Annotated in this window: 25 protein-coding genes, 1 tRNA gene and 1 pseudogene; 12 read left to right on the top strand and 15 right to left on the bottom strand. The window is 73.3% G+C overall.

Going from position 1 to position 25469, the window contains the following annotated elements; all coding sequences use genetic code 11:
• Window positions 1-257 precede the first annotated feature (257 nt).
• On the bottom strand, window positions 258-1214 hold the full coding sequence (locus ACFWVC_RS22835) for a LysR family transcriptional regulator (RefSeq protein ID WP_384288918.1): 957 nt from the start codon (window positions 1212-1214) through the stop codon (window positions 258-260).
• A 128-nt stretch (window positions 1215-1342) separates the two neighbouring features.
• Here ACFWVC_RS22835 and ACFWVC_RS22830 point away from each other — a divergent pair, with 128 nt between their 5' ends.
• From ACFWVC_RS22830 to ACFWVC_RS22815, 4 genes are all read left to right on the top strand, one after another.
• Window positions 1343-2035: a type 1 glutamine amidotransferase domain-containing protein gene (locus ACFWVC_RS22830; protein ID WP_384288916.1), complete on the top strand. Its 693-nt coding sequence runs from the start codon at window positions 1343-1345 to the stop codon at window positions 2033-2035.
• Window positions 2036-2066: 31 nt separating this feature from the next.
• Window positions 2067-3554, top strand: coding sequence for an MFS transporter (locus ACFWVC_RS22825; RefSeq protein ID WP_384288913.1), 1488 nt, complete (start codon window positions 2067-2069; stop codon window positions 3552-3554).
• A 68-nt stretch (window positions 3555-3622) separates the two neighbouring features.
• Window positions 3623-4426, top strand: coding sequence for an SDR family NAD(P)-dependent oxidoreductase (locus ACFWVC_RS22820; RefSeq protein ID WP_384288911.1), 804 nt, complete (start codon window positions 3623-3625; stop codon window positions 4424-4426).
• Window positions 4427-4491: 65 nt separating this feature from the next.
• Window positions 4492-5484, top strand: coding sequence for an NAD-dependent epimerase/dehydratase family protein (locus ACFWVC_RS22815; protein ID WP_384288908.1), 993 nt, complete (start codon window positions 4492-4494; stop codon window positions 5482-5484).
• Window positions 5485-5519: 35 nt separating this feature from the next.
• Here ACFWVC_RS22815 and ACFWVC_RS22810 read toward each other — a convergent pair whose 3' ends face one another.
• Window positions 5520-6308: a tyrosine-protein phosphatase gene (locus ACFWVC_RS22810; RefSeq protein ID WP_384288905.1), complete on the bottom strand. Its 789-nt coding sequence runs from the start codon at window positions 6306-6308 to the stop codon at window positions 5520-5522.
• 223 nt (window positions 6309-6531) lie between these two features.
• Here ACFWVC_RS22810 and ACFWVC_RS22805 point away from each other — a divergent pair, with 223 nt between their 5' ends.
• Both ACFWVC_RS22805 and ACFWVC_RS22800 read left to right on the top strand, forming a co-directional pair.
• The gene (locus tag ACFWVC_RS22805) at window positions 6532-7992 is read left to right on the top strand and encodes an MDR family MFS transporter (protein ID WP_384288901.1); all 1461 of its coding nucleotides are present in this window, start codon (window positions 6532-6534) and stop codon (window positions 7990-7992) included.
• Between the two features lie 109 nt (window positions 7993-8101).
• Window positions 8102-10522 (top strand): SpoIIE family protein phosphatase, encoded by a 2421-nt coding sequence (locus tag ACFWVC_RS22800; protein ID WP_384288898.1) that lies wholly within the window; start codon window positions 8102-8104, stop codon window positions 10520-10522.
• Between the two features lie 757 nt (window positions 10523-11279).
• Here ACFWVC_RS22800 and ACFWVC_RS22795 read toward each other — a convergent pair.
• The 5 genes from ACFWVC_RS22795 to ACFWVC_RS22775 are packed head-to-tail and all read right to left on the bottom strand — an operon-like array spanning window position 11280 to window position 15723.
• Window positions 11280-12335 carry a lysylphosphatidylglycerol synthase transmembrane domain-containing protein gene (locus ACFWVC_RS22795; protein WP_384288896.1) on the bottom strand — a complete coding sequence of 352 codons (1056 nt, stop codon included), beginning with the start codon at window positions 12333-12335 and terminating at the stop codon, window positions 11280-11282.
• Window positions 12332-13216 carry a methyltransferase domain-containing protein gene (locus ACFWVC_RS22790; protein ID WP_384288893.1) on the bottom strand — a complete coding sequence of 295 codons (885 nt, stop codon included), beginning with the start codon at window positions 13214-13216 and terminating at the stop codon, window positions 12332-12334. The genes ACFWVC_RS22795 and ACFWVC_RS22790 overlap by 4 nt, the downstream gene beginning before the upstream one ends.
• A complete protein-coding gene (locus ACFWVC_RS22785; protein ID WP_384288890.1) occupies window positions 13213-14325 on the bottom strand; it encodes a glycosyltransferase family 4 protein in 1113 nt (370 codons plus the stop codon). Before ACFWVC_RS22785 ends, ACFWVC_RS22790 begins: the two co-directional genes overlap by 4 nt.
• Entirely contained in the window at window positions 14322-14720 is a 399-nt protein-coding gene (locus tag ACFWVC_RS22780) for a 6-pyruvoyl tetrahydropterin synthase family protein (protein WP_384288888.1), read from the bottom strand. Before ACFWVC_RS22780 ends, ACFWVC_RS22785 begins: the two co-directional genes overlap by 4 nt.
• A 22-nt stretch (window positions 14721-14742) precedes the next feature.
• Window positions 14743-15723 carry a zinc-binding alcohol dehydrogenase gene (locus ACFWVC_RS22775; protein ID WP_384288885.1) on the bottom strand — a complete coding sequence of 327 codons (981 nt, stop codon included), beginning with the start codon at window positions 15721-15723 and terminating at the stop codon, window positions 14743-14745.
• A gap of 92 nt (window positions 15724-15815) precedes the next feature.
• Here ACFWVC_RS22775 and ACFWVC_RS22770 point away from each other — a divergent pair, with 92 nt between their 5' ends.
• Complete coding sequence (locus tag ACFWVC_RS22770; RefSeq protein WP_384288882.1) at window positions 15816-16601, top strand: CDP-alcohol phosphatidyltransferase family protein; 786 nt, start codon at window positions 15816-15818, stop codon at window positions 16599-16601.
• On the opposite strand, the gene ACFWVC_RS22765 is transcribed toward ACFWVC_RS22770, so the two are convergent.
• The 6 genes and pseudogenes from ACFWVC_RS22765 to ACFWVC_RS22740 form a co-directional block, all read right to left on the bottom strand.
• Window positions 16580-17260: a RibD family protein gene (locus tag ACFWVC_RS22765; RefSeq protein WP_384289068.1), complete on the bottom strand. Its 681-nt coding sequence runs from the start codon at window positions 17258-17260 to the stop codon at window positions 16580-16582. The genes ACFWVC_RS22770 and ACFWVC_RS22765 overlap by 22 nt on opposite strands.
• Window positions 17261-17388: 128 nt before the next feature.
• Window positions 17389-17769 carry an LLM class flavin-dependent oxidoreductase gene (locus ACFWVC_RS22760; RefSeq protein ID WP_384289065.1) on the bottom strand — a complete coding sequence of 127 codons (381 nt, stop codon included), beginning with the start codon at window positions 17767-17769 and terminating at the stop codon, window positions 17389-17391.
• A gap of 94 nt (window positions 17770-17863) precedes the next feature.
• Window positions 17864-18439 (bottom strand): annotated as a pseudogene (locus tag ACFWVC_RS22755) (LLM class flavin-dependent oxidoreductase); the annotation flags it as partial.
• Window positions 18440-18494: 55 nt separating this feature from the next.
• Window positions 18495-18842 carry an MmcQ/YjbR family DNA-binding protein gene (locus tag ACFWVC_RS22750; protein ID WP_384288879.1) on the bottom strand — a complete coding sequence of 116 codons (348 nt, stop codon included), beginning with the start codon at window positions 18840-18842 and terminating at the stop codon, window positions 18495-18497.
• Window positions 18843-19148: 306 nt separating this feature from the next.
• A complete protein-coding gene (locus tag ACFWVC_RS22745; RefSeq protein ID WP_384288876.1) occupies window positions 19149-19514 on the bottom strand; it encodes a PH domain-containing protein in 366 nt (121 codons plus the stop codon).
• Window positions 19515-19827: 313 nt separating this feature from the next.
• Entirely contained in the window at window positions 19828-20070 is a 243-nt protein-coding gene (locus ACFWVC_RS22740) for a GIY-YIG nuclease family protein (protein ID WP_384288874.1), read from the bottom strand.
• Here ACFWVC_RS22740 and ACFWVC_RS22735 point away from each other — a divergent pair.
• Both ACFWVC_RS22735 and ACFWVC_RS22730 read left to right on the top strand, forming a co-directional pair.
• On the top strand, window positions 19972-20358 hold the full coding sequence (locus tag ACFWVC_RS22735; RefSeq protein ID WP_384288871.1) for an IclR family transcriptional regulator C-terminal domain-containing protein: 387 nt from the start codon (window positions 19972-19974) through the stop codon (window positions 20356-20358). The two genes, ACFWVC_RS22740 and ACFWVC_RS22735, sit on opposite strands and share 99 nt — an antisense overlap.
• 376 nt (window positions 20359-20734) lie before the next feature.
• Window positions 20735-22414, top strand: coding sequence for a hypothetical protein (locus ACFWVC_RS22730; protein ID WP_384288868.1), 1680 nt, complete (start codon window positions 20735-20737; stop codon window positions 22412-22414).
• A 248-nt stretch (window positions 22415-22662) separates the two neighbouring features.
• On the opposite strand, the gene ACFWVC_RS22725 is transcribed toward ACFWVC_RS22730, so the two are convergent.
• Window positions 22663-22736 (bottom strand) — tRNA-Pro (locus ACFWVC_RS22725).
• 194 nt (window positions 22737-22930) lie between these two features.
• Here ACFWVC_RS22725 and ACFWVC_RS22720 point away from each other — a divergent pair.
• Complete coding sequence (locus ACFWVC_RS22720) at window positions 22931-23221, top strand: YiaA/YiaB family inner membrane protein (protein ID WP_384288866.1); 291 nt, start codon at window positions 22931-22933, stop codon at window positions 23219-23221.
• Here ACFWVC_RS22720 and soxR read toward each other — a convergent pair.
• On the bottom strand, window positions 23202-23714 hold the full coding sequence (gene soxR, locus ACFWVC_RS22715) for a redox-sensitive transcriptional activator SoxR (protein WP_384288864.1): 513 nt from the start codon (window positions 23712-23714) through the stop codon (window positions 23202-23204). The two genes, ACFWVC_RS22720 and soxR, sit on opposite strands and share 20 nt — an antisense overlap.
• Window positions 23715-23768: 54 nt before the next feature.
• On the opposite strand from soxR, the gene ACFWVC_RS22710 reads away from it, so the two are divergent.
• Entirely contained in the window at window positions 23769-24470 is a 702-nt protein-coding gene (locus ACFWVC_RS22710; RefSeq protein ID WP_384288861.1) for a transketolase, read from the top strand.
• A 50-nt stretch (window positions 24471-24520) separates the two neighbouring features.
• Window positions 24521-25456 carry a transketolase family protein gene (locus ACFWVC_RS22705; RefSeq protein ID WP_384288858.1) on the top strand — a complete coding sequence of 312 codons (936 nt, stop codon included), beginning with the start codon at window positions 24521-24523 and terminating at the stop codon, window positions 25454-25456.
• The last annotated feature ends 13 nt before the right edge of the window (window positions 25457-25469 follow it).

Raw genomic sequence — 25469 nt, 5'->3', positions numbered from 1 at the left:
GGTTGAGACCACAAGAGTGCCGTCGCGGGGTTCGGCGAGGGCGCGGAGTTGGGGATCGTGGGTGGCGACGAGGGCGGTGACGCCCTCGCGTCGAGGGCCGGGGAAGCGCCGCGTCAGCTCGTCCATCGGCGGTTCGTGGGCGAAGTCGGCCGGGTCGAGGAAGCTGATGCGGCTGTCGCCCGAGCCCGGCAGGGCGGCCACGACGGTGCCGCGCAGTACCCGCACCGCGCGACCGGTGATCCGCCGGCCGGCGGCGGTCACCAGGACCGTGCCGCCAGCAACAGCCGCTCGCGCACCGCGGTGACCGCGGGACGGGTGGGAGCACCCGCACGCTCGGCCAGGTATCCGGTGTTGATGGGCGGGTCGTCCGGGGCGAGCAGGGCGACGAGCGCCCCGGAGGCCAACTCCGCCTCGCAGAGGTAGCGGGGCACGACGCTGATCCCCGCACCGGCGACGACGGCTGCCAGGACTCCGCGCAGGTCCGCCACCACGACGGCGGGCCGGGCGGAGAGGCGGGTGCGGAAGACATGCCGCCAGTACCGGCGCAGGATGGGCAGGTCCTCGGCGTACGCCACCACCGGGACGTCATGGAGCGGGCCCGGGTCCTCGCAGCGGAGCGGGCCGATCCGCTCGGCCCAGTCCGGCGCCGCCACCAGGACGAACTCCTCGTCCATCAGCGGGACCGCGGCCAGGGTGCGGCCGCGCGGCCGTACGGGCGACAGCACGAGGTCGAACCGCCCCGCGTGCAGACCGTCGAGCAGGTCGTCGGCGAGGCCCGTGGTCACGCGGAGCAGCAGGCCCCGGGCCACCAGTGGTGCCAGCGCGGGCAGCACGCGGGCGGCCACCATCTCGGCGGGGCCGCCCAAGTGCACCGGCTCCGGCGGGGCTTCGAGTCCGGCGCGGCCCCTTTGCGTGACCTCGGCCAGGGCGTCCAGCGGTCCTGCAACCTGTCCGGCGAGCTCGTCGGCCACGCCGGTGGCGGCGACTCCCCGGGGGAGCCGCTCGAAGAGCTGGCGGCCGAGCTGCTGTTCCAGGGCCCGTACCTGCGCCGTCACCGTGGGCTGGGAGATCCCCAGCATCCGGGCGGCGGTGGTGAGGGAGCCCGCCCGGTGCACGGCGAGGAAGGTCCGGAGCAGCCCGAGGTCCAAGGGCCCGCCGGGTTCCGGAATCGGCTGCTCGCCCCCACCATTCCCATCGGAATTCTGATGATCCATGACGGTCATCCTATTGGATATCCAATGAATGGGCTGCCTAGGGTCGACAGCGTTCCGCCGCCGGACCACCGGCGGCCGCGACCCCCGCCCCCGGGAGCACCCAGGGGCCGACCAGGAGCGATACCGACATGTCAGAGATCCTTCTCGTGGTGACCGGCACCGACCACCTCACCCTCACGGACGGCACCGAACACCCCACGGGCTACTGGGCCGAGGAGTTCGCTGCCCCGTACCGGGCCTTCACCGGGGCCGGCCACCGTGTGGCCGTCGCCACCCCGGGCGGCGTCGTCCCGACCGTCGACCCCGTGAGCCTGCGGCCGGAGTTCAACGGGGGCCAGGCGGCCGCCACGACCGCCGCCGCCCTCGACGCGATAGCCGAACTGCGCCACCCGCTCGCCCTGGCCGACGTCGACCCCACGCGTTACGCCGCCGTCTTCTACGTCGGCGGTCACGGCCCCCTGGAGGACCTGGCCGACGACGCCGACTCCGCCCGGCTGCTGCACGCGGTGCTGGCGCAGGGGACGCCGCTCGCCGCGGTCTGCCACGGGGTGGCCGCGCTGCTCGCCACGCAGGACGCGGAGGGCCGTTCGCCGCTGGCCGGCCACCGGATGACCGGCTTCAGCGCGGCGGAGGAACGGCAGACCGGGCTGGCCGACCGGCTGCCCTGGCTGCTGGAGGAGCGGCTGGTCGCCCTCGGCGGCGACTACTCGGCGGGCGAGCCCTGGGGGCCGCACGTCGTCGTCGACCGCACCCTGCACACCGGGCAGAACCCCGCTTCCTCGACGGCGCTGGCCGCCGCGCTGCTGAAGACCCTTCACTGATCCGCCGCCCCCCTCTGGAAGCGACCTCCTCATGACCCCGCCCCCGGCATCCGCCCATGTGCCTCTCCCGCTCCCCGGCCGGCCCCTGGACGGTGGCCGGGGCGGCCCGGCCCCGGCTCTCGTACCGGCCCTCGGCCTGGGCGCCATGGTCGTCTCGATGATGCAGACCCTGGTGGTGCCGGTGCTCGGCACGATCCAGCGGGGCCTTCACGCCCCCGCCGCCGATGTCGGCTGGCTCACCACCGCCACACTGCTGTCGGCCGCCGTGTGCACCCCGCTGCTGGGCCGGGCGGGCGACCAGTACGGCAGGCGGCCGGTGCTGCTCGTCGCGCTCGCCCTCGCCCTGGCCGGTTCGGTCCTGGCCGCCCTCGCCGACACCCTGCCGCTGCTGATCGCCGGACGGGCCCTGCAGGGCGCCGCCACCGCCGTCTTCCCGCTCGCCCAGGCGGTGTTGCGGGAGGAACTGCCTCCCGAACGCCTCCCCGGCGCCATGGGATCGGTCAGCGGCACGCTCGCGTTCGGCACCGGCCTGGCCCTGGTGGGGGCGGGACTGCTGACCCAGGGGCCGGCGCCCGACTACCACCGGGTCTTCTGGATGGCGGCCGCGATGTCCGCGCTGAGCCTGGTCGCCGTCGCAGCGGTCGTCCCACGGTCCCGGCTGGTCACCGGCGGACGCGTGGACTGGCGCGGCGCCGTGGGCCTGGCCGTGACCCTGGTCCTGCTGCTGCTCCCGCTGTCGCGCGGCTCCGAGTGGGGCTGGGCCTCGGGCCGGACGCTCGGCTGCCTCGCCGCGTGCGCGGTGGCGGCCGCGGTCTGGGTCCGGGTGGAACGGGCGGCCCCGGACCCGTTGGTGGACATGGCAATGCTCGTCCACCGGCCGGTGCTCTTCGCCAACGTGGTGGGACTGCTGCTCGGGTTCGCGATGTTCTCCCAGTTCATCCTGGTCTCCGCACTGGTACAGACGCCGTCCACGGCCGGCTACGGCTTCGGGGCCTCGGTCCTGCGGGCCTCCGTCGCCTACCTTCTGCCGTCCTCGCTGGCCTCCCTGGCCGCCGCCCGGCTCGGCGGCGTCCTGGTGCGCCGGACCGGTCCACAACACACCCTCGTCGCCGGTGCGGTGGCCGGAACCGCCGGCTTCGCACTGCTGACGACCGCGCACGGCGACAGCGCCCCGGTCGTGGGGTCCGGAGTGCTCGTCGGGATCGCCATCGCCTTCGGCTTCGCCGCGCTGCCGGCGGTACTGCTCCAGGCCGTTGCGGCGGAGCGTACGGGAGTGGCCAACGGCGTCAACTCCGTGGCCCGTTCGGTCGGCAGCTCGGTCGCCGGCGCCCTGCTCGCGACGCTGGTCACCGGCGCTTCCCCGGACCACCCCGTCGCGGAGGGCCGCTTCACCCTGGGCTTCGCCCTCGCGGGCGGCGCGCTGGCGCTGGTCGCGGTGTGCGCGCGCTGCGGCATGACCGCGGGCCGCCCGGGCTCCGCCCCGGACCGGATGCCCGAGGCCGCCCGCACCACCGCCTGACCCCTGCATCCCTCCCCACCCAGCCCCGGCGGCACCCGCGATGCCGCCCGCCCCGAAAGGCGCACACCATGGCAACGATCCTCATCACCGGCGCCTCCGACGGCCTCGGCCGGGCCCTCGCGGAGGACCTGGCCGCCGACGGCCGGCACACCCTCCTGCTCCACGGACGCGACCCGAACCGTCTGTCCGACGTCGCCGCGGCCACCGGCGCGCGGACCTACCGGGCCGACCTCTCCTCGCTCGCCGAGGTCCGGCGGCTCGCCGCCGACGTCGCCGCCGCGCACGACCGGCTCGACGTGCTCGTCAACAACGCCGGAGTGGGGTTCCACGCCACGGGCACCCGCCGGCTGACCACTCCGGACGGGCACGAACTGCGCCTGGCCGTGAACTACCTGGCGCCCGTCCTCCTGACCCGCGAACTGCTCCCGCTGCTGCGCCGTTCGGCACCCGCCCGGGTCGTCAACGTGGCCTCGGTCGGACAGCAGCCGATCGACTTCGGCGACCCCCAACTCACCCGCGACTACACCGAGGTCGCCGCCTACTGCCGCTCCAAGCTGGCCCTGATCGGCCACGGACTGGACCTCGCCGAGGAACTGTCGGGCAGCGGCGTCACCGTCAACAGCCTCCACCCCGCGTCCTACATGCCGACGGCCATGTCCCGTGCGTCCGGTATGGACGTCGTCGACTCCCTGGAGCAGGGCGTGGCCGCCACCCGGCGCCTGGTCGAGGCTCCCGAACTGGCCGACGTCACCGGGCGGTACTTCGACGGCGAGCGGGAGGCGCGGGCCTCGGCCGAGGCGTACGACGCGGAGTTCCGGCGCCGCCTCGCGGTCCTCACGGCGGAACTCCTCCGCACGGACCGCCCCGCGTGAGCCCCGCGGTTGCGCTCACAGCGTGACCGCCCCCGCACCGGCCCGCGGCGCGGCACAGTGGCGGCATGAATGTGCTGATCCTGGGCGGTACGGAGTTCGTGGGGCGGGCAGTGGCGGAGGAGGCGCTGACACGCGGCGAGAGGGTCACGGTGTTCCACCGGGGGCGGCACTCGCCGCCCCCGGGGGTCACCGCGCTGCACGGCGACCGGGGCGCCGAGGGCGGCCTCGCGGCCCTCGCGCGAGGTGAGTGGGACGTGGTGGTCGACACGTGGTCCGGTGCGCCGTCGGCGGTGCGCGACACCGCCCGCCTGCTGGCGGACCGGGCCGGGCGCTACGCCTACGTGTCCAGCCGCTCGGTGTACACCTACCCCGCGGCCGCCGGGCTCGACGAGGACGGCCCGGTGGTCGACGCGTCCCCCGGCGACGGCGCGGACGTCGACTACGCGCGGGCCAAGCGGGGCGGCGAACTGGCCGCCGACGAGGCCTTCGGCGACCGCGCGCTGCTCCTCCGGGCGGGGCTGATCCTGGGCCCGTACGAGAACATCGGCCGCCTGCCGTGGTGGCTCACCCGCATCGCCCGCGGCGGCCCCGTGCTGGCTCCGGGCCCGCGCGATCTGCCGCTTCAGTACATCGACGCGCGCGACCTCGCCGCCTTCACGCTGGACGCCGCCGCGGCGGGGCTGGGCGGCGCGTACAACCTCGTCAGCCCGTCCGGGCACACCACGACGGGCGAACTGCTCGACACCTGCGTCGCGGTGACGGGCGGCGAGGCCGATCTGCGCTGGGCCGAGCCCTCCGCGGTGCTCGCCGCCGGCATCGAGCCGTGGACCGAACTCCCGGTCTGGCTTCCGCCGGGCGAGCTGTACGACACCCTGCACACCGGCGACGTCTCCCGTGCCCTCGCCGCCGGACTGCGCTGCCGCCCGGTCGGCGAGACGGTCGCCGACACCTGGTCGTGGCTGCGTTCCCTGGGCGGGGTGGCGCCGCAGCGCCCGGACCGTCCGGCGGTGGGGCTGCCGCCGGAGAAGGAGGAGGCGGCTCTGAAGGCCCTCGACTGACGGTCATCGGCTGACGGCCGTCCGCGCGGGCGGCCTCAGCCCTCGGGCCCGGCCACGAGCGCGCCCTTGAGGCGGCCGAGTTCGGCGCCGGTGAGGCCGCGCTCCCGCAGCCATCGGCCGGCGCCGCCGTGGCGCGTGCGGAGGGTGTCGAGGAAGTGGTGCATGACCTGGGGCTTCGAGGCCATGTAGTGGTGCTCGACGGCGGGCAGGTCCCGGTAGGAGGGGAACCGGGCGAGGCGTTCGCGGATGCGGGCGACCCGCTGGGCGGTGAGGGCGTAGTCGGCGGCGATGGCGTCGGCCGGCACACCGACCGCGTCGAGGAGCAGGGCGGCCAGGACGCCGGTGCGGTCCTTGCCGACGGCGCAGTGGAAGACCACGGCGTGCTGATCGGTGTCCGCGACGATCCTCGCGGCATGGACGAGGGACTCGCCGCTGCCGTCGAGCAGGCCCTCGTAGAAGCCGGCCGTGTCGTCGACCGCTTCCGAGCGCACCACGGGGACGGCGTCCGTCACGACCGCCTGCACGCGCCGCACCGGGAGGCTGACCCGGCGCACGGCGGTGTCCGCCAGCAGGCCGTGGCCCTCGCGGGCCGCCTCGTCCGGGCCGCGCAGGTCGACGACCGTCCGCAACCGGTAACGCCCCAACAGCAGTTCGACGTCGTCCGCCGAGGCGTCCTGGAGGGTGCTCGCCCGGAACGCCACGCCGCGCCGGGTCCTGCCGCCGCCGTGGACGGGCAGCCCGCCGAGGTCGCGGATGTTGTCGACCTCGGCCAGTTCCACCCACCGGGCCGCGCCGCCGGGCGGGCCGTCGTGCTTCGCTTCCAAGTCGGCCTCCTCGGGCGGGGCTCGGGTCGTCCGTTCTTTTGTACCAGTGCGTCAGGGCCGGCGACCCGCATCCGGGTGCGCCCGGCGTGCGGACGGCGGCGGCGCGGGTTTGACTGGAGGCTGTGACCGGTCGGGCACGTTCCGTGAGGGCGGCCCGGCCGGCAGGCGCCGTCCGGGCGCGGGCGACCGCGCGGGGGCGGCGGCGAGAGCGAGGAGATCCCCCGTGGCCCGCAGGATTCCGCCGACGACCGCGGTAGCCGTCGTGTTCGTCTCCGCGCTCTTCATGGCGATCATGGACACGACGATCGTCAATGTGGCGGTCCCCGCGATCGGCCACGACTTCGGCGTCCCGGCCTCCGGCCTCGGCGCGATCAACATCGGCTACCTCGTCAGCCTCGCGGTGTTCATCCCCGTCGCCGGCTGGCTCGGCGACCGCTACGGCACCCGGCGGACCTTCCTGGCGGCGCTGGTCGTCTTCACGGGCGCGTCCGCGCTGTGCGCCACGGCGACCACCATGGACCAGCTCACCGCGTACCGGATCCTGCAGGGCGCGGGCGGCGGTCTGCTCACGCCGGTCGGCCAGACGATGCTGTTCCGGGCCTATCCGCCGTCCAAGCGGATCAAGGCGCAGCGGGCGCTCATGGTGCCCACCGCGGTCGCCCCCGCGGTGGGCCCGGTGCTGGGCGGCTGGCTGTCCGACGCGGTGTCCTGGCACTGGGTGTTCCTGGTCAACCTCCCCATCGGCGCCGCGGCCGTCGCCTTCGGCCTGCTGTTCCTGCCGGACTACCGGGTGGAGAGCCCGGGGCGCTTCGACCTCACCGGGTTCCTGCTGGCGGGCGGCGGCCTGTCGCTGACGCTCTACGCCTTCACCCAGGGCCCCGACCAGGGCTGGGGGACGGCCGGCGTCCTCGTGCCGCTGGTGTTCGGCATCGCCGCGCTGCTGGCCATGGTGGCGGTGGAACGGCGCATCGCGATGCCGATGCTGGATTTGGAGCTCTTCCGGGACCGGCTGTTCCGGGCCAACACGATCGTGATGTTCCCGCTGAGCGCGGTGTTCCTCGGCACGGTCTGGCTGTACCCGCTGTTCCTGCAGGAGGCCCTGGGCTTCGACGCCCTGCGCAGCGGCATGGCGACCTTCCCCGAGGCCCTGGGAGTGATGGCGGCGGCGCAGGTGGCGCCGCGTTTGTACCGGCGGATCGGGCCACGCTGGCTCATGGTGGGCGGCTCGGCCGGCATGGGCGTCTGCGTGGCCGTCATGGCGGGCTTCTCCGCGGCAACGTCGGAGTGGACGCTGCGGGGCGTGCTGTTCGTCCTGGGCTACTGCATCGGGCACGTCATGATGTCCGCACAGAACGCCGCGTTCGCGACCGTCCCGGCCCCCTCGACCGGGCGGGCCGCCACCGTCTTCAACATGCAGCGGCAGCTCGGCGGCGCCTTCGGCACGGCCGTGATCGCCACGCTGCTCGCGGCCGTCGGCACGACCGCGCTGACCGCCGACGGCACGCCGACCGCCAATCTGACCGCGTATCACGCGGGCTTCGTACTGTGCGCCGGGCTCGCGCTGATCGCCGCCGTCGCCGCGCTCTTCGTCTCCGACCAGGACGCCCTGGGAGTGGAACGACCCGACGCGGAGCGGCCCGCCCGGCCGGGCGCCGCCGAGGCGGCGACACCCGCCTCACCCTGACGGCATGCCGGTCCCGGCGTCTGTTTGAGACGTTTTGCCCTGGGTGGGATGCTGGGAAAAGATGGCGCGGGGTCCGGGCCTCGGAACCGACCAGGCGAGGACGTCGGCGATGCCGATACGAGAACCGATGGACGACGACGGGCAGGCCGTGGCCGGATTCGCCATGGCCGCCGTGGACACCAACGGCGTCGTCACCGGGTGGACGCCGGGCGCCGGGCGGCTGCTGGGGTACCGGCGGGACGAGGTGGTGGGACGGGCGGCGCAGACACTGCTCGCGGGGGAACTCCCCTCCTCCGCGCTGCGCAGCCTGAAGCGCCAGGAGGAGTGGCGCGGCAGTCTGCTGCTGCGGCACCGCCGAGGCCACGTCGTGGGGCTGGACGTCGACGCCGCCCCGATGGGCAGCGAGTGGGCGGTCATCGCGGAGGAGCCCGGGATCCCGCTCGCGGAGTGGGCCCTCGACCAGATGCCCGCGGTCTTCGGAGTGTACGACCACGAGAAGCGGCTGATGGGCAGCAGCGCGGAGGGACGCCGCGTGATGGGGGTACCGGAGCAGGAGGTCATCGGACTGCGGGTGATCGAGTTCTCCCCCGGACGCCGGTCGGAGAAGCTCGAGGAACTGATGGACCAGGTCATGGAGACCGGCGAACGGGTGACCGCCGAGACGTTCACCCAGGCCCCCGGCGAGACCCGCGCCCACGCCTGGTCCGTCCACCTCTATCCGCTCAAGGACCCGGACGGGAACGTGCGCGGCGTGTCCGTGGCCGCGCTCGACACGACGTCCCAGTACAAGGCGAGGAAGCGGCTGAGCCTGGTCAACACGGCGGGCATGCGGATCGGGACCACGCTGGACGTCGTGCGCACAGCCGAGGAGCTGACCGAGTTCGTCCTCGGGCAGTTCGCCGACTTCGCGAGCGTCGACCTGCTGGACGCCGTCCTCGACGAGGCGACGGAGTACGCCGGCCCGCGGGCGGCCGGCCCGGTGGCCCTGCGCCGCGCGGCCCAGAGTTCCGTCCTGGACGGCGCGCCGGAGACCTCCGTGCGTCCCGGGGAGCCGGACCGCTATCCCAAGGAGTCGCCCTTGGCGCGGGCGCTGATCACCGGCGAGGCGTCGCGCCACTGGATCGAGGACCACGACGTCCAGGACTGGCTGCGCGTGGACCCGCCGCACCGGCGCTCCGCCGAGGCGTTGGGCATCCACTCGGTCATCGTGGTCCCGCTGCGCGCCCGGGGCACGACGCTGGGGCTCGCGCAGTTCATCCGGCACCGCACGCCCGACCCGTTCGACCCCGACGACCTGATCCTGGCGGAGGAGATCACCGCCCGGGCGGCGCTGTCCATCGACAACGCACTGCGCTACACCCGTGAGCGCAACACCGCCCTCACCTTGCAGCGCAGCATGCTGCCGCAGCACACCCCCCGGCAGGCCGCCGTCTCGGTCGCCTCGCGCTACCTGCCGGCCGACGCGCGGGTGGGCGTCGGCGGCGACTGGTTCGACGTGATCCCGTTGTCCGGGACGCGGGTGGCGCTCGTGGTGGGCGACGTGGTCGGGCACGGCATCCAGGCGTCCGCCACCATGGGCCGGCTGCGGACGGCCGTGCGCACCCTCGCCGACGTCGACATGCCGCCGGACGAACTCCTCACCCATCTGGACGACCTCGTCCTGCGGCTCAACCGCGAGGAGCATCCGGACGGCCCCGATGAGGACCAGGACCCCGGACACACGGGCTCCGGGGACATCAGCGCGACGTGCGTGTACGCGGTGTACGACCCGGTCGCCCGGCACTGCGCCATCGCCCGCGCCGGGCACCCCGCGCCCGTGGTCATGCGGCCGGACGGCACGGTCGAGGTGCCCGCGGTCCCCGCCGGGCCGCCGCTGGGCCTCGGCGGCCTCCCGTTCGAGTCCACCGAGCTGGACCTGCCCGACGGCAGCACGATCGCCCTGTTCACCGACGGGCTCATCGGCGCCGGCAAGCACGACCGGGTCCCCGAGGGCGACCTCGCAGCGGGCGCGGCGCGGCTGGCCGCGGCGCTCGCGGAGGACCCGTCGGCCTCCCTGGAGGACATGTGCGACCACCTGATGCGCACCCTCCTGCCCGAGGCCCCCGCCGACGACGTCGCGCTGCTGCTCGCCCGCACCAAGGGCCTCGACGCGTCACGCGTGACGACCTGGGACCTGCCGCCCGACCCGGCCATGGTGGCCCGGGCGCGCAAACTCACCACGGACCGGCTCGCGCAATGGGGGCTGGAGGAGATGGCGTTCGTCACCGAACTCGTCGTCAGCGAGCTCGTCACCAACGCCATCCGCTACGCCCGCGCGCCCATCCGGCTGCGGCTGATCCACGACACGAGCCTCATCTGCGAGGTCTCTGACGCCAGCAGCACCGCTCCCCACCTGCGCCGCGCCCGCGTCTACGACGAGGGCGGCCGCGGCCTGCTCCTCGTCGCCCAGCTCACGGAGCGGTGGGGCACCCGCCACACGCCGCGCGGCAAGACCATCTGGACGGAACAGCCCCTGCCCCCGTCCCCCTGACGGCCGGCTTCCGCCGGTGCGGGCCAGACCCTCTGCAACTGGTGGTGCCCACCCCGCAGCGCTCGCCGGCTCCGCTGGGAGTTGCCGAATCGTCCGGGCAACCCGGGACACCGGGACGCCCAACGACTTGCCTCGCGGAGGAGTGCCACGCCGGCAGGGGACACGAACCTCCGCCGGATCGGCGAGCGCGCGCCCCCGAACAGGGCTGCCGTGAGCCGGGCGGGACTTCCCGCCTAGCCGGGCGATCGCCGGCCGGGGACCGACCCCTGCGGGACAGGGGTACTGCGTCGCCCGCGGCACAGGTCCCGGGGTGAACCGGGCCGGGCTCGGCGGGCCGGGCGATCGCCGGCCGCGGGGAGGCGGCTTGTCGCCGTGGCGGATCAGCTCTCCGACGCGACGGCGATCGCGACGGATGCCGCGGATGCGGGCGGCGGGGTGGAGCGGCCGCGGCGCGCGAGGGCCGGGACAGGACGAGGACGGCGACGCCGGGGAGGCCGGCCACGAGGGTGAGCACGCCGTAGACGAATGCGGTGGACAGGCCCTGCGCGGCGCCGAAGGCGAGCGTGCGCCCCCCGAACAGGGCTGCCGTGAGTCGGGCGGGACTTCCCGCCAAGCCGGGCGATCGCCGGCCGGGGACCAACCCGTGCGGGACAGGGGTACTGCGTCGCCCGCGGCACAGGTCCCGGGGTGAACCGGGCCGGGCTCGGCGGGCCGGGCGGGCGCAGGACGCGGGCAGACGGCTTGTCGCCGTGGTGGATCAGCTCTTGGGCGCGACGGCGATCGCGACGGGGCGACGTGGGTGGCGATCGTGCCGGATGCCGCGGATGCGGGCGGCGAGGGGACGGCGGGGTGGAGCGGTCGCGGGGCGCGGGGGCCGGGACAGGACGAGGACGGCGACGCCGGGGAGGCTGGCCACGAGGGTGAGGACGCCGTAGACGACAGCGGTGGAAAGGCCCTGCGCGGCGCCGAGGCCGGCGGCGCCGAAGGCGAGCGTGGAGACGGCCTCGCGGGGGCCCCAGCCGCCGATGTTGATCGGCAGGCCCATCACGAGGAGGGCCAGGGTGAGCGGCGGGACGAGCTGGGCGACCGGCGCGGCCGACCCGGCGGCGCGGGCGGCGACGACGAAGAGGGCGACGTGGCCGACCAGGGCCGCCGCGGAGAGCAGGACGACGCCCGGCCAGGTGCCCCGGGCCAGCAGGCCGCGGCGCAGGTCGGCCAGGCTGCCCGCGAGGGCGCCGGCGGCCTTGCCGGTGCGGCGCCGGCGGCGCAGCGCCCACACCGTGAGCAGTCCGGCGACCGCGGCCGCGCCGAGGACCGCCGCGGTGAGCGTCAGGGCTCCGGCACCGCCGGGCAGGAGCTCTCGTGTCACGTCGGCCAGCAACGCGGGCCGGCTGATCAGCACCGCCGCGCCGAGCGCGAGGACGACGACCTGTCCCCCGGTCCGTTCCAGGACGACCGCCCGCACGCCGCGCCCGACGTCGCCCTCGGTGCGTCCGTGCTGGACCGCGCGGTGGACGTCGCCGAGGACGCCCGCCGGGAGCACCGCGTTGAGCAGCAGCGCCCGGTAGTAGTCGGCGACGGCCCGGCCCAGCCGCAGCCGCAGGCCGAGGCGGCGGGCCACGATGCACCAGCGCCAGGCGCTGAGGACGGTGGTGAGCAGGCCGATGCCGAGGGCCGCGAGCACGGACACGCCGCTGACCATGTGCAGCCCGTCGAGGAACGCGCCGGTGCCGAGCCGGGACACCAGGGCCGCCAGGATGCCGGCGCCTATGAGGAGCCGGAGCCATGGCCATGCGCGCTTCAGGAGCGTCATCGCATGTCACCGCCCGCCGCCGCGGGAAGCACGAGCAGGTCGGTGTGGCCGATCTCGGCACGCAGCGCGCCGGCCGCGCAGGTGTCGAGCCGCCGGCGGAGGTAGCCGTCGGCGCGGGCCGTGAGCTCGGGGCGCTGTTCGACCGCCGCGCCGACCCAGCCGGTCAGCCATTCCGCGGTCAGGGCCGCGTCGTCCGGGCCGAGCCGCCACGGGCTCGGGCGGCTCAGAACGGTGGCGCCGCGCCGTTCGAAGGCCTCGGTGGCGACGGCGACGGCGTCGGGCCCGAGCAGGGTCCGGCCTTCGCTCTCGCGCCGCTGGTGCTCGTCGAAGGCCGCGGCGATCTCGTGGTCGAGGGGGTCGGCGGGGTCGAGCGTCACGCGGCCGACGACGGACAGCGTCAGCAGCGCGGGGCAGCCGGCGTCGGCGAACGCGGCGGCGAGGCTGTCCACCTCGTCGGCGGTGAGCAGATCGAGCAGTGCCGAAGCGGTGACCAGCGAGGTCCCGGCGAGGTCGGCGGCGCGCAGCCGGGTCAGGTCGCCCTCGCGGGTCGCGGCGGTGACCGCGCCCCCCGCGGTGATCCGGCCGTCCAGGCTCGCCCGGGCCAGGGCGAGCAGCCTCGGGTCGCGGTCGTGGAGGATCCAGTGCTGGGGTCCTGGCAGCCGGTCGGACAGCCAGCGGCCCAGCGATCCGGTGCCACAGCCGAGGTCGCGCACGACGAGCGTGCCGCCCGGCGGCGGCACCGCGGCCAGCCGCTCCAGCAGCGGCGCGATCAGTTCGATGGAACGGGCGGCGGCGTCGGCGCCCTCGCGCAGCGCCAGCCACTGCGGGGAGAAGGCGGGCGCCTCCGCTTCCCCGGCCGATGTCCCGGAACTGTTCGTCATGACCCCTCCCGCACCATCTTCCGGAGCACCGCGTCCATGCGCCGCGATGTCTCCTCCCAGCCCCTCAGGGTGTCGCGCCGGTCCCGCGCCGACGTCCGCAGCCGGCGCCGCAGCGCGTCCTCGGCGAACCACCGGCGCAGTCCGGCGGCCAGCGCCGCGCTGTCGCCGGGGGGTACAAGGACGCCCGGAAGACTGCCGTCGGGGGCCTGCCCGAGGGCGTCCGGCACTCCGCCGACGTCCGAGGCGAGCACGGGGATGCCGCGCATCAGCGCCTCGGTCACGACCATCCCGAACGTCTCGGCGCGGGACGGCAGGACGAGGAGATCCGCCGCGGCGTACGCCCCGGCCAGGTCCTTGCCGGTGAGCGGGCCGGTGAGCCGCACCCGGTCGGTGAGTCCGGTCGCCGCAAGGAGTTCGCGCATCAGCTCGGTGTAGGCGCCGTCGCGTTCGAGAGGCCCGACCAGGTCGCAGCTCCAGGGCAGGTCGGCGAGGTCCGCCAGGGCCTCGATGAGCACGTCCTGTCCCTTGCGGGGGGTCACCGACGCGACGCACAGCAGGTGTGACGCCCCGTCGGTGCCCGGTGCCAGCGGCGCCGCGTCGGTGCCCGGGGGCACGACGTGGACGCGGCTGGCGGGCAGTTCGTGGTGCTCGACGAGCCGCCGCCCGGCCCAGGGGCTGGTGGCGACCACCGCGCCCACGCCGTGCAGGGTCTCCCGTTCCCGGGAGTCGAGTTCGGCGGCCACCTCGGCGGGCAGTCCCGTCTCGTCGGCGAGCGGCAGGTGGACCAGGACGGCCACCCGCAGCCGGCCCGACTGCGGGAGGACGATGTCGGGGACTCCGCAGGCCACGAGGCCGTCGAGCAGGACGCAGGCGCCGTCGGGCAGATCCGCGAGCGACCGGGCCAGTCGCTCGCGCGCGGCGTCGTCGGGCCGCGGCCAGTCGCCCGGCGCCGCAATCTCGCGGACGGTGCGGCCGCCGGCCGCCAGCGACTGGTTGAGCCGGCGGTCGTAGATGTTGCCGCCGCTCGGCACGGCCGTGTCGTCCACGTCGCCGGGCAGGACGACGTGGACGGTGCGCACGTCCGGCGCGAGGGCGCCCGCGGCGCTCACAGGGTCCGCTCGTAGCTCGCCCAGGCGACATGCGACTCGTGCAGGGAGACGGCGATTCCGGTGAGTCCGCGCGCGCCCTCGCCGAGGGCGCCCTCGGCCACCCGGTCGGCGAGCCGGTCGGCGATGTACCGGGCCAGGAACTCCGTCGAGGTGTTGACGCCCGCGAACTCGGGCTCGTCGTCAAGGTTGCGATAGTTGAGGCCGGCGACGACCTTGCCGAGCTCCTGGGTGGCCAGGCCGATGTCGACGACGATGTTGTCGTCGTCGAGTTCGGGGCGGCGGAAGGTCGCGTCCACCAGGAACGTCGCGCCGTGCAGTCGCTGCGCGGGTCCGAAGACCTCGCCGCGGAAGCTGTGGGCGATCATGATGTGGTCGCGAACGGTGATACTGAACACGGTGGAACCTTCCAGGGCTGAGCTATGCCGGTCGGTAGGCAATACGGTGGCAGAGCACGGATGGTTCACCGTCGGCGACACGGTTCATCACCTCGGGCAGCTCGTCGAAGGCGCTCTCTCCGGTGATCAGCGCGTCGAAGGCCGGATCGGCCAGCAGGCGCAGGGCCACCGCCATCCGGTCGGCGTAGCTCCGCCGGGTGCGCCGGTTGGGCGACACCGTGCCGACCTGGCTGCTGCGGACGACCAGGCGGCGGGAGTGGAAGGCCTCGCCGAGCGGCAGTGAGACCCGCCGGTCGCCGTACCAGCTCATCTCCAGCAAGGTGCCCTCCGGCTCCAGCAGTTCCAGGCCGCGGGCGAGCCCGGCCTCGGTGGCGCTGGCATGGACCACCAGGTCGCAGCCGCCCTCGGCCTCGCCGGGCAGGGCGAATCCGACGCCGAGGGCCGCGGCGACCGCCGCGCGCGCCGGGTCGACGTCGACGAGCTGCACCCGCGCCCCCGGGAGGCCGGCGGCCACCGCGGCGACGCTGCACCCGACCATCCCGGCGCCGATGACCGCGATCCGGTCGCCGACCAGAGGCGCGGCATCCCACAGCGCGTTCACGGCGGTCTCGACCGTGCCGGCGAGGACGGCCCGCGCGGCGGGCACGTCGCCGGGCACGGGGGTGACCGCCGAGGCCGGGACGACGTAGCGGGTCTGGTGCGGATACAGGCAGAAGACGGTGCGGTCCAGCAGCTCGGGCGGCCCTTGCTCGACCACGCCGACGCTGAGGTAGCCGTACTTCACCGGGCCCGGGAAGTCGCCCTCCTGGAACGGCGCCCGCATGACCGTGTGCTGGCTCTCCGGCACGCCCCCGCGGAAGACCAGGGTCTCGGTGCCGCGGCTGATCCCGGAGTACAGCGCGCGCACCACGACGTCGTCCGGGCCCGGCTCGGGCAGGGCCACGTCGCGGATCTCGCCCTCGCCGGGTTTGCGAAGCCAGAAGGCCCGTGCCGAACGCTCCATGGGTTTTCTCCGTATCCCTCCACGACAGATGAGGCCGTACCGTACGCGGCGCTCCCGAGAAACCCGTAACCGGGGGAACAAAGATGACCGTGATGACCGTGGGAACCCGGCTCGACAAGGGCTCGGCGCAGCGGGAGCAAGCCGTCGCCGCGCTGGCCCAGTTCGGGTTGCTCGTCGTGCTGTGGGCCTCGGTGGGCCTGCACGCGGTGGGCTGGATCGCGGGTACCGCCTACGGTGCCGCCATATGGGCGTTGCTCACGGGCGCGCTGCGCCGTTCGGGGGCCAGTGCGCTCGGTCCAGCCGACCGGGTGACCCTGGGCCGTGCGGTGCTGGTCGGCGGTGTCACGGCCCTGGCGGTGGCGGGCGCGGCGCATGGCGCGGTCTTCACCTGCGTGGCGTCGGTGGCGCTGGTCCTCGACGCGGTGGACGGCAAGGTCGCGCGCCGTACCGGGACCTGTTCGCGGCTGGGCGCCCGTTTCGACATGGAGGTCGACGCCTTCCTCATCATGGTGCTGAGCGTGCAGCTGGCCATGGAGCAGGGGTCGTGGGTGCTGGCGATCGGCGCCATGCGGTACGCGTTCGTCGCGGCGTCGTGGGTGCTGCCCTGGCTGAACGCGCCGCTCCCGCCGAGCTTCGCCCGCAAGACCGTGGCGGCCTGCCAGGGGATCGCGCTCGTGGCGGCCTGCTCGGGGATCCTCCCGGCCCCGGCCGCGGCCGGGGTGACGGCACTGGCGCTGGCCGCGCTCACCTGGTCCTTCGGCCGCGACATCGTGTGGCTGTGGCGGGCCCGGCCTGCCGGGGTGCCCGGCGGCGGCCACGAGTCCCTGCCGGCGCCGGTGGCGCCGGCAGCCTCCGGTCAGTCGTCCTGGCGGGGGTGATAGCGCAGCAGGACGACGTCCCCGATCTGCCGGGCCTCGGCGAGCCGCATGCGGTGGCCGGGCCCCTGCGGGAAGTCGGCCGGCTGGACCAGGCGCGGCGCGTCGGCCTGGCCCACGAAGAACGGCGCGTACACGAGCTGGAGCTCGTCGACGAGCCCGGCCGACAGGAAGAGCGTGTGCACCACGCCCCCGCCCTCGACCATCAGGCGTTCGATCCCGCGCTCCGCGAGGTCGTCCAGCACTTGGCGCACGTCCAGCGGGTCGCCCGCGCCGACCACCGTGGCCAGCCCGTCCAGCCGCTCGCCCAGCGCGGGCGCCGCGCCGGTGGTCGTGTAGACGAGTTTGGCGCACTCGCCGGTCGTGAAGAACCGCGCCTCCGGGTCCAGTTTGCCGCTCTCGGTCAGCGTGACCTTGACCGGTGTCGCCGGACGGCCCGCGCGCAGCCGCTCGTGCTGCCGCTCCGGGCACACGATCAGCCGCGGATCGTCCGAACGGATGGTGTTGGCTCCCACCAGGATGGCGTCCACCCCGGACCTGACCTGATCGATGCGGTCGAAGTCCTCGTCGTTGGAGAGCAGGAGGCGGGTCGTGCTCGTGTCGTCCAGGCAGCCGTCCAACGAGGAGGCGACCGACAACAGCACATACGGGCGCGATCTCATGTCGCCAATGATCCCCTTCCAGGTCCTCGCGGGCGATGGAGCTTTCGTAAGCTTGCGCGATTCGGGACGGAGAGGTATAGGGGCACCGCAGGTCAGCGCACGGAGGCCGACCCGGCAGGGGCCGGCGCTCACTCCCGGACGGCCGCGAGCACGTCGAGGGCGAGGGTGTCGTCCGCGTCGTGGGACAAGGAGACACTGACGCGGGTGCACAGGCCGCCGAAGCGCTCGCGCACGGCCCGGCCCACCGCGCGCGGTTCGCCGTGCAGGGCGAAGGCGTCCAGGACGTCGTCGTCCACCAGGCGGCCCATCTCCTGCCAGCGGCCGCGCAGGGACATCCGGTGCAACTCCTCCTGGAGCCCGCCCCAGCCGTGCAGTTCGAGGACGGGGCGGTAGGCGGGGGTCGAGGCGTAGAACGCGATCCGCTCGCGGGTGGCAGTGAGGGCGGCGGCGTACTCCTCCTCCGTGCGGCCGGTGGCGACCAGCGCGGTCCCGGCGACGTCGAAGGGCAGCGCGGTCCGGCCGGCCGACTCCCGGGCGGCCTGGACGGCCGGCCGACTCCCGGGCGGCCTGGACGGCCGGGAGGCTCACCTGGCGCAGGTACGCCGCAGAGGTGAGGGGATGGCAGATCAGCCCGTCGGCCACCTCCCCCGCGACGGCGGTCATCCGCGGGCCGACGGCGGCCAGCCACACCGGGGGCGGCCCGGACGGCAGCGGTCCCGGGTCGAACATCGGGGTCATGAGGGTGTGGGTGTAGAAGTCGCCGCGGAAGGCCGGCCGCGCGCCGGTCTGCCAGCTGTGCCAGACGGCTCGGAGCGCCTCGGTGAACTCCCGCATGCGGGCGGCCGGTTGCGACCAGGGCATGCTGTATCGACGGGTGATGTGCGGCTTGACCTGTGAGCCGAGCCCCACGATCGCCCGGCCGCCGGACAGCCGCTGGACGTCCCAGGCGGCCGTCGCCACCGTCATCGGGCTGCGGGCGAAGGCGATGGCGACCCCCGTGGCCAGCCCGATCCGCCGGGTGCCGCCGGCCGCGAGGGCCAGTTGCAGGAAGGCGTCGTGCTTCAGCTCGTTCACCCAGAACCCGTCGGCGCCGCGCGCCTCGGCCAGGGCCGCCGCGGCGGCGGCCCGCTCGATCGGGCCGGTGAAGGTGACGTCGGTCCTCAGTGGTGCGGTGGTCACGCGGCAGGGCTCCGGTCGGGCTGGCGGTCGGTCATGGAAGGGACCCTGGCGGGGCTCAGGTCCGGGAGGGATCCTGCGACTCCGCGAGCGCGGGCGGGGCCGCCTGCCGCCAGGAGTCCACGAGGATGTCCCGCAGCTCCTCCAGGTCCTCCAGCGCGGCCAGACGCACCCGCACCCAGTGCGAGCCGGCCTCGTGCGGCGGCACCCAGAACTTCTCCGGCTCCGCCGCGATCAGCTCCTCTCGCTCGTGCATCGGGCAGCGCACGGCGAAGGACGTCTCGTCGTCGGGAACCGTCACGAACATCTTCCCCGCCACCCGGAACGTGGGCATGCTCCAGGCCTCCTTCTCAGCCGTCTCCGGCAGCGAGAGGGCGATACGGCGGACGTCTTGGGAGTCGAGCATGCCCCTACGGTAGACACCCCCACTGACACCGGCGCCCCGGGCATGCGAGAGGCCGTTCCCCCGTCACGGGGGAACGGCCTCTCACCTGCTGCGCCGCAAGGCGGCGGCCGGTGGCGGATCAGTCGATGAGCTTCTCCACGACATCCTCCAGAGCGTCGCCGCCGATCTCCTCTGCGAGCTCCTCCACCACTCCCTCGACGATCTCCTCGAGGATCTCCCCGACCACATCACTCATCTGCCGGCACCTTCCTGGCCGTCGTGTACCGCTTGTACCCCGCGACGGATCGCGAGCGAGGACAGGGACGGCTAACGCGCCGCGAACTTCGCGAGGATGCCCTGCATCTCGTAGACGTTGACACCCCGGGTGAAGCTCTTCTCGATCGGCTCGTCGCTGCCGGAGATCCAGATCTTGAGGTCGGCGTCCAGGTCGAAGGGGCCGGCGGTCTCGACCGAGAAGCGCGTGATGCTCTTGTACAGAACGGAGAGGTACTCCACCTTCTTGCCGGTCACCCCCTCCTTGTCCACGAAGATCAGCCGGCGGTCGGTGAAGAGGATGCTGTCGCGTACCAGCTCGAAGGCGGCGTGCAGCTGCTCGTCCTCCCCCAGCAGCCGCGCGAACTCTTCCTGAGCGGCCGTCACATCGACTGCGTGCGCGTTTCCCAGCATTGCCATAACAGACTCTCCACAGCAGCAAGTTGACAGTAGATCATCACCTTATAGGAGTGGCGTGGGGCACATGTTCCACGAGGGGCGGCCGGCCCGGCACCGCACTCCGGGCGAAGAAGGGGACCGGCCGAGGGCCCGGGGCCGCTGCGCCGCACCCGCGCGATCATCGGGCGGCAGACACGTCGGGCAGAATTGACAAAAGCCGCTTCCGCTGAGCGGAAATGGCCTCTGACCTGCGAAAACACCCTCGGGACGACAGGATTTGAACCTGCGACCCCTTGACCCCAAGATCATGGGGCTTGACGTTTTCGCAGGTCAGTCAACACATGACAAACGCAGCGCCGCTCTGGCGAGTCGGCGTTGTGTTCTCGCGTGCATAGCGTGTGGTCCCAGCCGCACAACCGGGGCCCGACAGACAGCCCAATGTCAGCCGCAACGTGGACCCCAGCACGCTACCGCGGACGTGGTAGTGAATCCGTGTCCGCAGGTTCTGCCTACTCCACCGCGTCGCCATATATCGGGGTGCTATTCCTCGCTCGTCAACCCCGATGAACTGCTGCACGAGCCGGAAACGATTCGTCGCAGCGGAGTCGCATTCGACTACGGCGAGGCTGTGCCAGATGTGGGGTGTGTGGCCACGGGGATCAGAGGACCCCAGGAAGATGTTGTATCGGCGCTCAGCCTTAGTGCGCCCTTGCGCCGCTTCTCCAGTCACGAGAGGGAATTCGCCGCGGCGGTGCGTGGCGCTGCGGCCAAGATGTCGGAGCGGTTACGTTCGCACGGCTGGTCAGCTTGGCAGGTGGACAGGGTGGTCTCGCTGGTTTGCGCATGCGAATGCGACCACAGCTGAGATCGACTCCCCAGCCGAACGCCGGTGGGTATGGGGCGGGCTGCTCCTGGCCCTTTCATGACACTGTCTGCGCGCATGAGCCGTCCACGAAGACCGTGCGCGAGGCGTAGCAGGAGCATTCCTGCGCTCATGAGAAAAGTTCCGGTAAGCGGTCTCGTTCAGCGCAGTCCGGTTGGCGGGTCACCGTGGCGGGCCAAAGGATGTGCTTTGACGGACGGCTGGGCGCTCATTCTTGCCCAGCCGTCGCAATTCATCATGACGGCTCCCGAGAGCCGACCGGCCTGGAGGAACAATGTCCCTCTTTCCCCCTGAGCTCATATCCGGCGGCGTCTTCGCAGATGTACGCCGTAGCGCAGGGCACCAGTGGCTCATCCGGTTGAGCGTCATCCTGGCAGTGTTTTCCCTCGCCCTCCTGCCCGCCGCTGCTCCTCACGCCTCCGCAGCAACACACAGAGACCTGCTCCACAATCGCTTGAACCCCGGCGGCGGATCTGAGGTGTTGAGCGCGGCGTTCTCCACGGTGACAATCCCGGCGGGCACGACCCCGCTGGCGGTGGCGGTGGCGCCGAACGGCAACGTCTACGTCGGCAACGCCAATTCGAGCAACGTGACGGTGATCAGCAGCACCACGAACACCGTCCTGGCCACCGTCCCCGCCGGCTCGAACCCGGCCATGATTGCGGTGGCGGCGAACGGCAACGTCTACGTCACCAACCAAGGCTCGAGCAACGTAACAGTGATCGACAGCGCCACGAACACGGAGGTCGTCGGCTCCCCGATCCCCGTCGGCGGGGGCCCGTTCGCGTTGGCGGTGGCGCCCAACGGCAACGTCTACGTCGCCAACTCGACGTCGAACAACGTGACGGTGATCGACAGCACCACGAACACGGTCGTCGGCTCCCCGATCCCCGTCGGCGCGGTCCCGGACGCGGTGGCGGTGGCGCCCAACGGCAACGTCTACGTCGCCAACCGAAACGCGAACACCGTGACGGTGATCAACAGCGCCACGAACACCGTCCTGACCACCCTCCCCTCCGGCGGGTTCCCGGGCGCGGCGGCGGTGGCGCCGAACGGCAACGTCTACATCGCCAATCAGACCACGAACAACGTGACGGTGATCGACAGTGCCACGAACACCGTCGTGGACACCGTCCCCGCCGGCACGGTCCCGGGGGTATTCGCGGTGGCGCCGAACGGCAACGTCTACGTCACCAACACCGTTTCGAACAACGTGACGGTGATCGACAGTGCCACCAACACCGTCCTCGCCACCGTCCCCGCCGGCGGGGGCCCGTTCGGGATAGCGGTGGCGCCAACCGGCAAGGTCTACGTCGGCAACTCAAATTCGAACAACGTGACGGTGATCGACAGTGCCACGAACGCGGTCCTGGCCACCGTCCCCGCCGGTGCGTTCCCGTTCTCGGTGGCGGCGGCGCAGAACAGCAACGTCTACGTCACCAACGCCAATTCGGCGAACGTGACGGAGATTTCGCCATTGACGGTGACGACCTCACCCACGTCGCCGACGTGCGGGCAACCGGTGACGTTCAGCATTTCCGGGGGCACTCCGAACGGGACAGCGGTGGTGGACTTCGGGGACGGCAGCCCCACGGTCACCGTCGCCCTGGACGCCACCGGGAGCGGGCAGACCACCCACACCTACGCCGCCGGTACGTTCACCGCGACCGTGAACGGCAACCCCACCTCCGTCACCGTGGCGAGCGGATCCGGCGGGTCGTGCTGTCGCGGTTGGTCCCTCGCGGGCGATGGCGAGAGGCCTTCGCCGTCACCCCGACCCGACTGCTGCGCCGGCATCGGCGACTCGTCAAGCGCACATGGACCTTCGCCCAGCACCGTCGCCCCGGCCGCCCATCCACCGCACCGGCCGTCAAGCAGCCCATCCTGCCCTTGGTCCGCGAAAACAGCAGCTGGGGCCACCGCTGACTACAAGGCGAACTCGCCCGCCCCGGCTACCATCACCGACATCCAAGCCCATCGCATCCAGCGACAACCCGTCCTCTACGGCCTGACAAACGAATACCGCCACGCTGCCTGACCGCCCCGCATCGACGCAGTTCACAGGACTGAATCGCATTTTCGAGCGGCACAGGCGCGCGACGGCCATGAGGTGAGGGTGGGCTTCGGCCCGCCTCCGTTGCCCCCACGAGGAGGCTCCTGGTCCCAAAGTGGTCCCAGAGCAGGGCGCGAAGCGGCACCTGCTGCCAGTCGAGTAAACGGACCTGCGAACGCGAAGAAGCCCGCTGATCTGGAGATATTCTCCAACTCAGCGGGCTTCGAGCACCGTCGGGACGACAGGATTTGAACCTGCGACCCCTTGACCCCCAGTCAAGTGCGCTACCAAGCTGCGCCACGTCCCGGTGCCGGATCCCCCGGGATTTTCCGGGCTGACCGCGCAGGAGAACAATACCGCACGTCGACCGGTGCTCGCTCGCAGGTATCGCCCCGGGCCGCCGTGCGGCCCCCGGCCCGGGTGGGGACCCCTGGGGACCCCAGGCGAAGCTGAGTAGCCGTACTCATGTGGCGCGCGCCACACCATCCCGACACTGCTGCCATGGCGAATCCGATCCGGCAGCAGACGACGGCGGCCTACTCCGCGCAGGCCGCGCTTTCGTTCGCCATCGCCCTGACGGCGATGGTGGTGGGCATCGCCTACCTGCCCGTGGGCCCGTGGGTGCGGGCCTTTCTGGCGGTGGGACTGCTCTACGTGGTGACCTCGGCGTTCACCCTGGCCAAGGTGGTGCGGGACCGGCAGGACGAGGGCCAGGTCACCAGCCGTGTCGACCAGGCACGGCTGGACAAGCTCCTGGCCGAGCACGATCCGTTCAAGGTCGACGGGCTGTAGGCGCCGCCGGTTCGTCCCCGAGCAGGTAGCGGGCGCCCGCGCCGCCGGAGGCGGCGGTGTCGCCGGCGTTGTACAGGCCGCATTTGCGCAGGGACAGGCAGCCGCAGCCGATGCAGCTGGTGAGCCGACGCTTGAGGCGCTCCAGTTCGGCGATCTGCTCGTCGATGCGGCTTGTCCAGGTGCGGGCGACGGTGTTCCACTCGGTGGCGTTCGGAGCGCGGTCCTCGGGCAGCCGGTCCAGGGCCGTGCGCGCCTCCTCCAAGGAGAGACCGACGCGCTGGGCGGCGCGGATGAAGGCGACCCGGCGCAGGGTGGACCGCGGGTAGCGGCGCTGGCCGCCGGCCGTGCGCTCCGAGCGGATGAGGCCGATCTCCTCGTAATAACGCAGACAGGAGGCGGCCAGCCCGCTGCGGGCGGCGAGCTCGCCGATGGCGAGGCGGTCCTGATGCGCGGGGCGGGCCGGGGCCGGGGACTGCGGAACGTGGGGGCTCATGTCCTCCGAGCCTACGCTTGACTTCAAGTCGGCTTGAAGTTGCACGCTCCATTCATGACCCCGACAAGCACAGCCCCCGCGTACGACTACCGGGACCTGCCACGCCTGATGTCGCTGATGACGGGCGACGAGAAGCACGGCCCGGCGGCCACCTCCACCCTCGACGTGCTGTGGGTGCTCTACGACCGCGTGCTGCGCGTCACCCGGGACACCGCGGACGACGAGGACCGCGACCGCTTCCTGCTCTCCAAGGGCCACGGCCCGATGGCGTACTACGCCGTGCTCGCGGCCAAGGGCTTCGTTCCGGAAGAGTGGCTGCCCTCCTTCGGCTCCTACGACTCACGGCTCGGCCACCACCCGGACCGGATGCTGGTGCCCGGTGTGGAGATCGGCTCCGGCTCGCTGGGACACGGACTGGCCCTCGCCGTGGGCAGCGCCCTGGGGCTGCGGGCCCAGGGCCTGACCGACTCCGGCGTGTGGGCCCTGGTCGGCGACGCCGAGATGGACGAGGGCAGCAACCACGAGGCGATCGCCTTCGCCGGCGCGATCGGCCTGGAGTCCCTGCACGTCGTGGTGGTCGACAACTCCTCCGCCACGTACGGCCGGCGCGGCGGCCTCGCCTCGCTCTTCGCCGCCGACGGCTGGTCGGCCGCGACCGTGGACGGCCGCGACCACAAGGCGCTGTACGAGGCGTTCACCGCGCCGCACCCGGGCATGCCGCGCGCGGTCGTCGCCCGCGTCGAGTCCAAGTACTGACCGTCCTTCCACGCCACCGAAGACGACACGGACCGAGGAGTCTTTCCACGATGGACACGATGCGTGAGCGTTTCACCGCCGTCACCACCGCCCTGCTCGACGAGGACCCGCGGCTGGCCGTGGTGCTGGCGGTCATCTCCGGCGACCGCTTCGAGGACGCGGCCCGGGCCCATCCCGACCGCGTGATCGACGTCGGCATCCGCGAGCAGTTGCTCGTCGGGGCGGCGGGCGGGCTCGCCATGACCGGACTGCGGCCTGTCGTGCACACCTTCGGCAGCTTCCTGGTGGAGCGGCCGTTCGAGCAGGTCAAGCTGGATCTGGGACACCAGGGAGTGGGCGCGGTGCTGGTCAGCTCCGGCGGGTCCTACGACATCGCGGCCGGCGGCCGGACCCACCAGTCGCCCGGCGACGTCGCGCTGCTGGACACCCTCCCGGGGTGGACCGTCCACGTGCCCGGCCATCCCGACGAGGCCGGGGCACTGGTCCGGCACGCGGCCGCCGACGGGGACCGCCGGGTCTACGTCCGGCTCAGCGAGCAGTCCAACCGCGCCGGTCTGCCGGTCTCCCCCGGCCGCTTCCGCACGGTCCGCGAGGGTCGTGCCGGGGTCGTGGTGGCGGTGGGGCCGCTGCTCGACGCGACGTTGGAGGCGGTGGCCGGACTCGACGTCACGGTGCTGTACGCCTCGACGGTGCGGCCCTTCGACGCGGCAGGCCTGCGCGCGGCGGCCGGGGCCGCGGACCGCGCGGACGTCGTCCTGGTGGAGCCGTACCTGGCGGGCACCTCGGCGCCGTTCGTGAACGACGCGCTCATGGATCTGCCGCACCGCGTCCTGGCCCTCGGCACCGCCCGGGAGGAGTTGCGCCGCTACGGCACCTGGCAGGACCACGTGCGCGCGCACGGACTGGACGCGACCGGGCTGCGCCGCAGCGTCGAGTCGTTCCTCGCGCCCGCACGGGCGGGCGCCGCGACGGCCGGGGCGCGCTGAAACACCCCCGGCG

Origin of the sequence: Streptomyces sp. NPDC058691, assembly GCF_042714775.1 — a bacterium.
GTDB lineage: Bacteria > Actinomycetota > Actinomycetes > Streptomycetales > Streptomycetaceae > Actinacidiphila.
Note: the sequence above shows the minus strand (reverse complement) of the source record. Positions and strands in the feature narration are given on the sequence as shown.

What these genes read in the sequence shown, in the direction of transcription:
- ACFWVC_RS22835 (WP_384288918.1), bottom strand. Translation starts at nt 1,214, where the DNA reads ATGGATCATCAGAATTCCGATGGGAATGGTGGGGGCGAGCAGCCGATT.
- ACFWVC_RS22830 (WP_384288916.1), top strand. Translation starts at nt 1,343, where the DNA reads ATGTCAGAGATCCTTCTCGTGGTGACCGGCACCGACCACCTCACCCTC.
- ACFWVC_RS22825 (WP_384288913.1), top strand. Translation starts at nt 2,067, where the DNA reads ATGACCCCGCCCCCGGCATCCGCCCATGTGCCTCTCCCGCTCCCCGGC.
- ACFWVC_RS22820 (WP_384288911.1), top strand. Translation starts at nt 3,623, where the DNA reads ATGGCAACGATCCTCATCACCGGCGCCTCCGACGGCCTCGGCCGGGCC.
- ACFWVC_RS22815 (WP_384288908.1), top strand. Translation starts at nt 4,492, where the DNA reads ATGAATGTGCTGATCCTGGGCGGTACGGAGTTCGTGGGGCGGGCAGTG.
- ACFWVC_RS22800 (WP_384288898.1), top strand. Translation starts at nt 8,102, where the DNA reads ATGCCGATACGAGAACCGATGGACGACGACGGGCAGGCCGTGGCCGGA.
- ACFWVC_RS22795 (WP_384288896.1), bottom strand. Translation starts at nt 12,335, where the DNA reads ATGACGCTCCTGAAGCGCGCATGGCCATGGCTCCGGCTCCTCATAGGC.
- ACFWVC_RS22790 (WP_384288893.1), bottom strand. Translation starts at nt 13,216, where the DNA reads ATGACGAACAGTTCCGGGACATCGGCCGGGGAAGCGGAGGCGCCCGCC.
- ACFWVC_RS22775 (WP_384288885.1), bottom strand. Translation starts at nt 15,723, where the DNA reads ATGGAGCGTTCGGCACGGGCCTTCTGGCTTCGCAAACCCGGCGAGGGC.
- ACFWVC_RS22770 (WP_384288882.1), top strand. Translation starts at nt 15,816, where the DNA reads ATGACCGTGGGAACCCGGCTCGACAAGGGCTCGGCGCAGCGGGAGCAA.
- ACFWVC_RS22765 (WP_384289068.1), bottom strand. Translation starts at nt 17,260, where the DNA reads ATGAGATCGCGCCCGTATGTGCTGTTGTCGGTCGCCTCCTCGTTGGAC.
- ACFWVC_RS22750 (WP_384288879.1), bottom strand. Translation starts at nt 18,842, where the DNA reads ATGCTCGACTCCCAAGACGTCCGCCGTATCGCCCTCTCGCTGCCGGAG.
- ACFWVC_RS22745 (WP_384288876.1), bottom strand. Translation starts at nt 19,514, where the DNA reads ATGGCAATGCTGGGAAACGCGCACGCAGTCGATGTGACGGCCGCTCAG.
- ACFWVC_RS22720 (WP_384288866.1), top strand. Translation starts at nt 22,931, where the DNA reads ATGGCGAATCCGATCCGGCAGCAGACGACGGCGGCCTACTCCGCGCAG.
- soxR (WP_384288864.1), bottom strand. Translation starts at nt 23,714, where the DNA reads ATGAGCCCCCACGTTCCGCAGTCCCCGGCCCCGGCCCGCCCCGCGCAT.
- ACFWVC_RS22710 (WP_384288861.1), top strand. Translation starts at nt 23,769, where the DNA reads ATGACCCCGACAAGCACAGCCCCCGCGTACGACTACCGGGACCTGCCA.
- ACFWVC_RS22705 (WP_384288858.1), top strand. Translation starts at nt 24,521, where the DNA reads ATGGACACGATGCGTGAGCGTTTCACCGCCGTCACCACCGCCCTGCTC.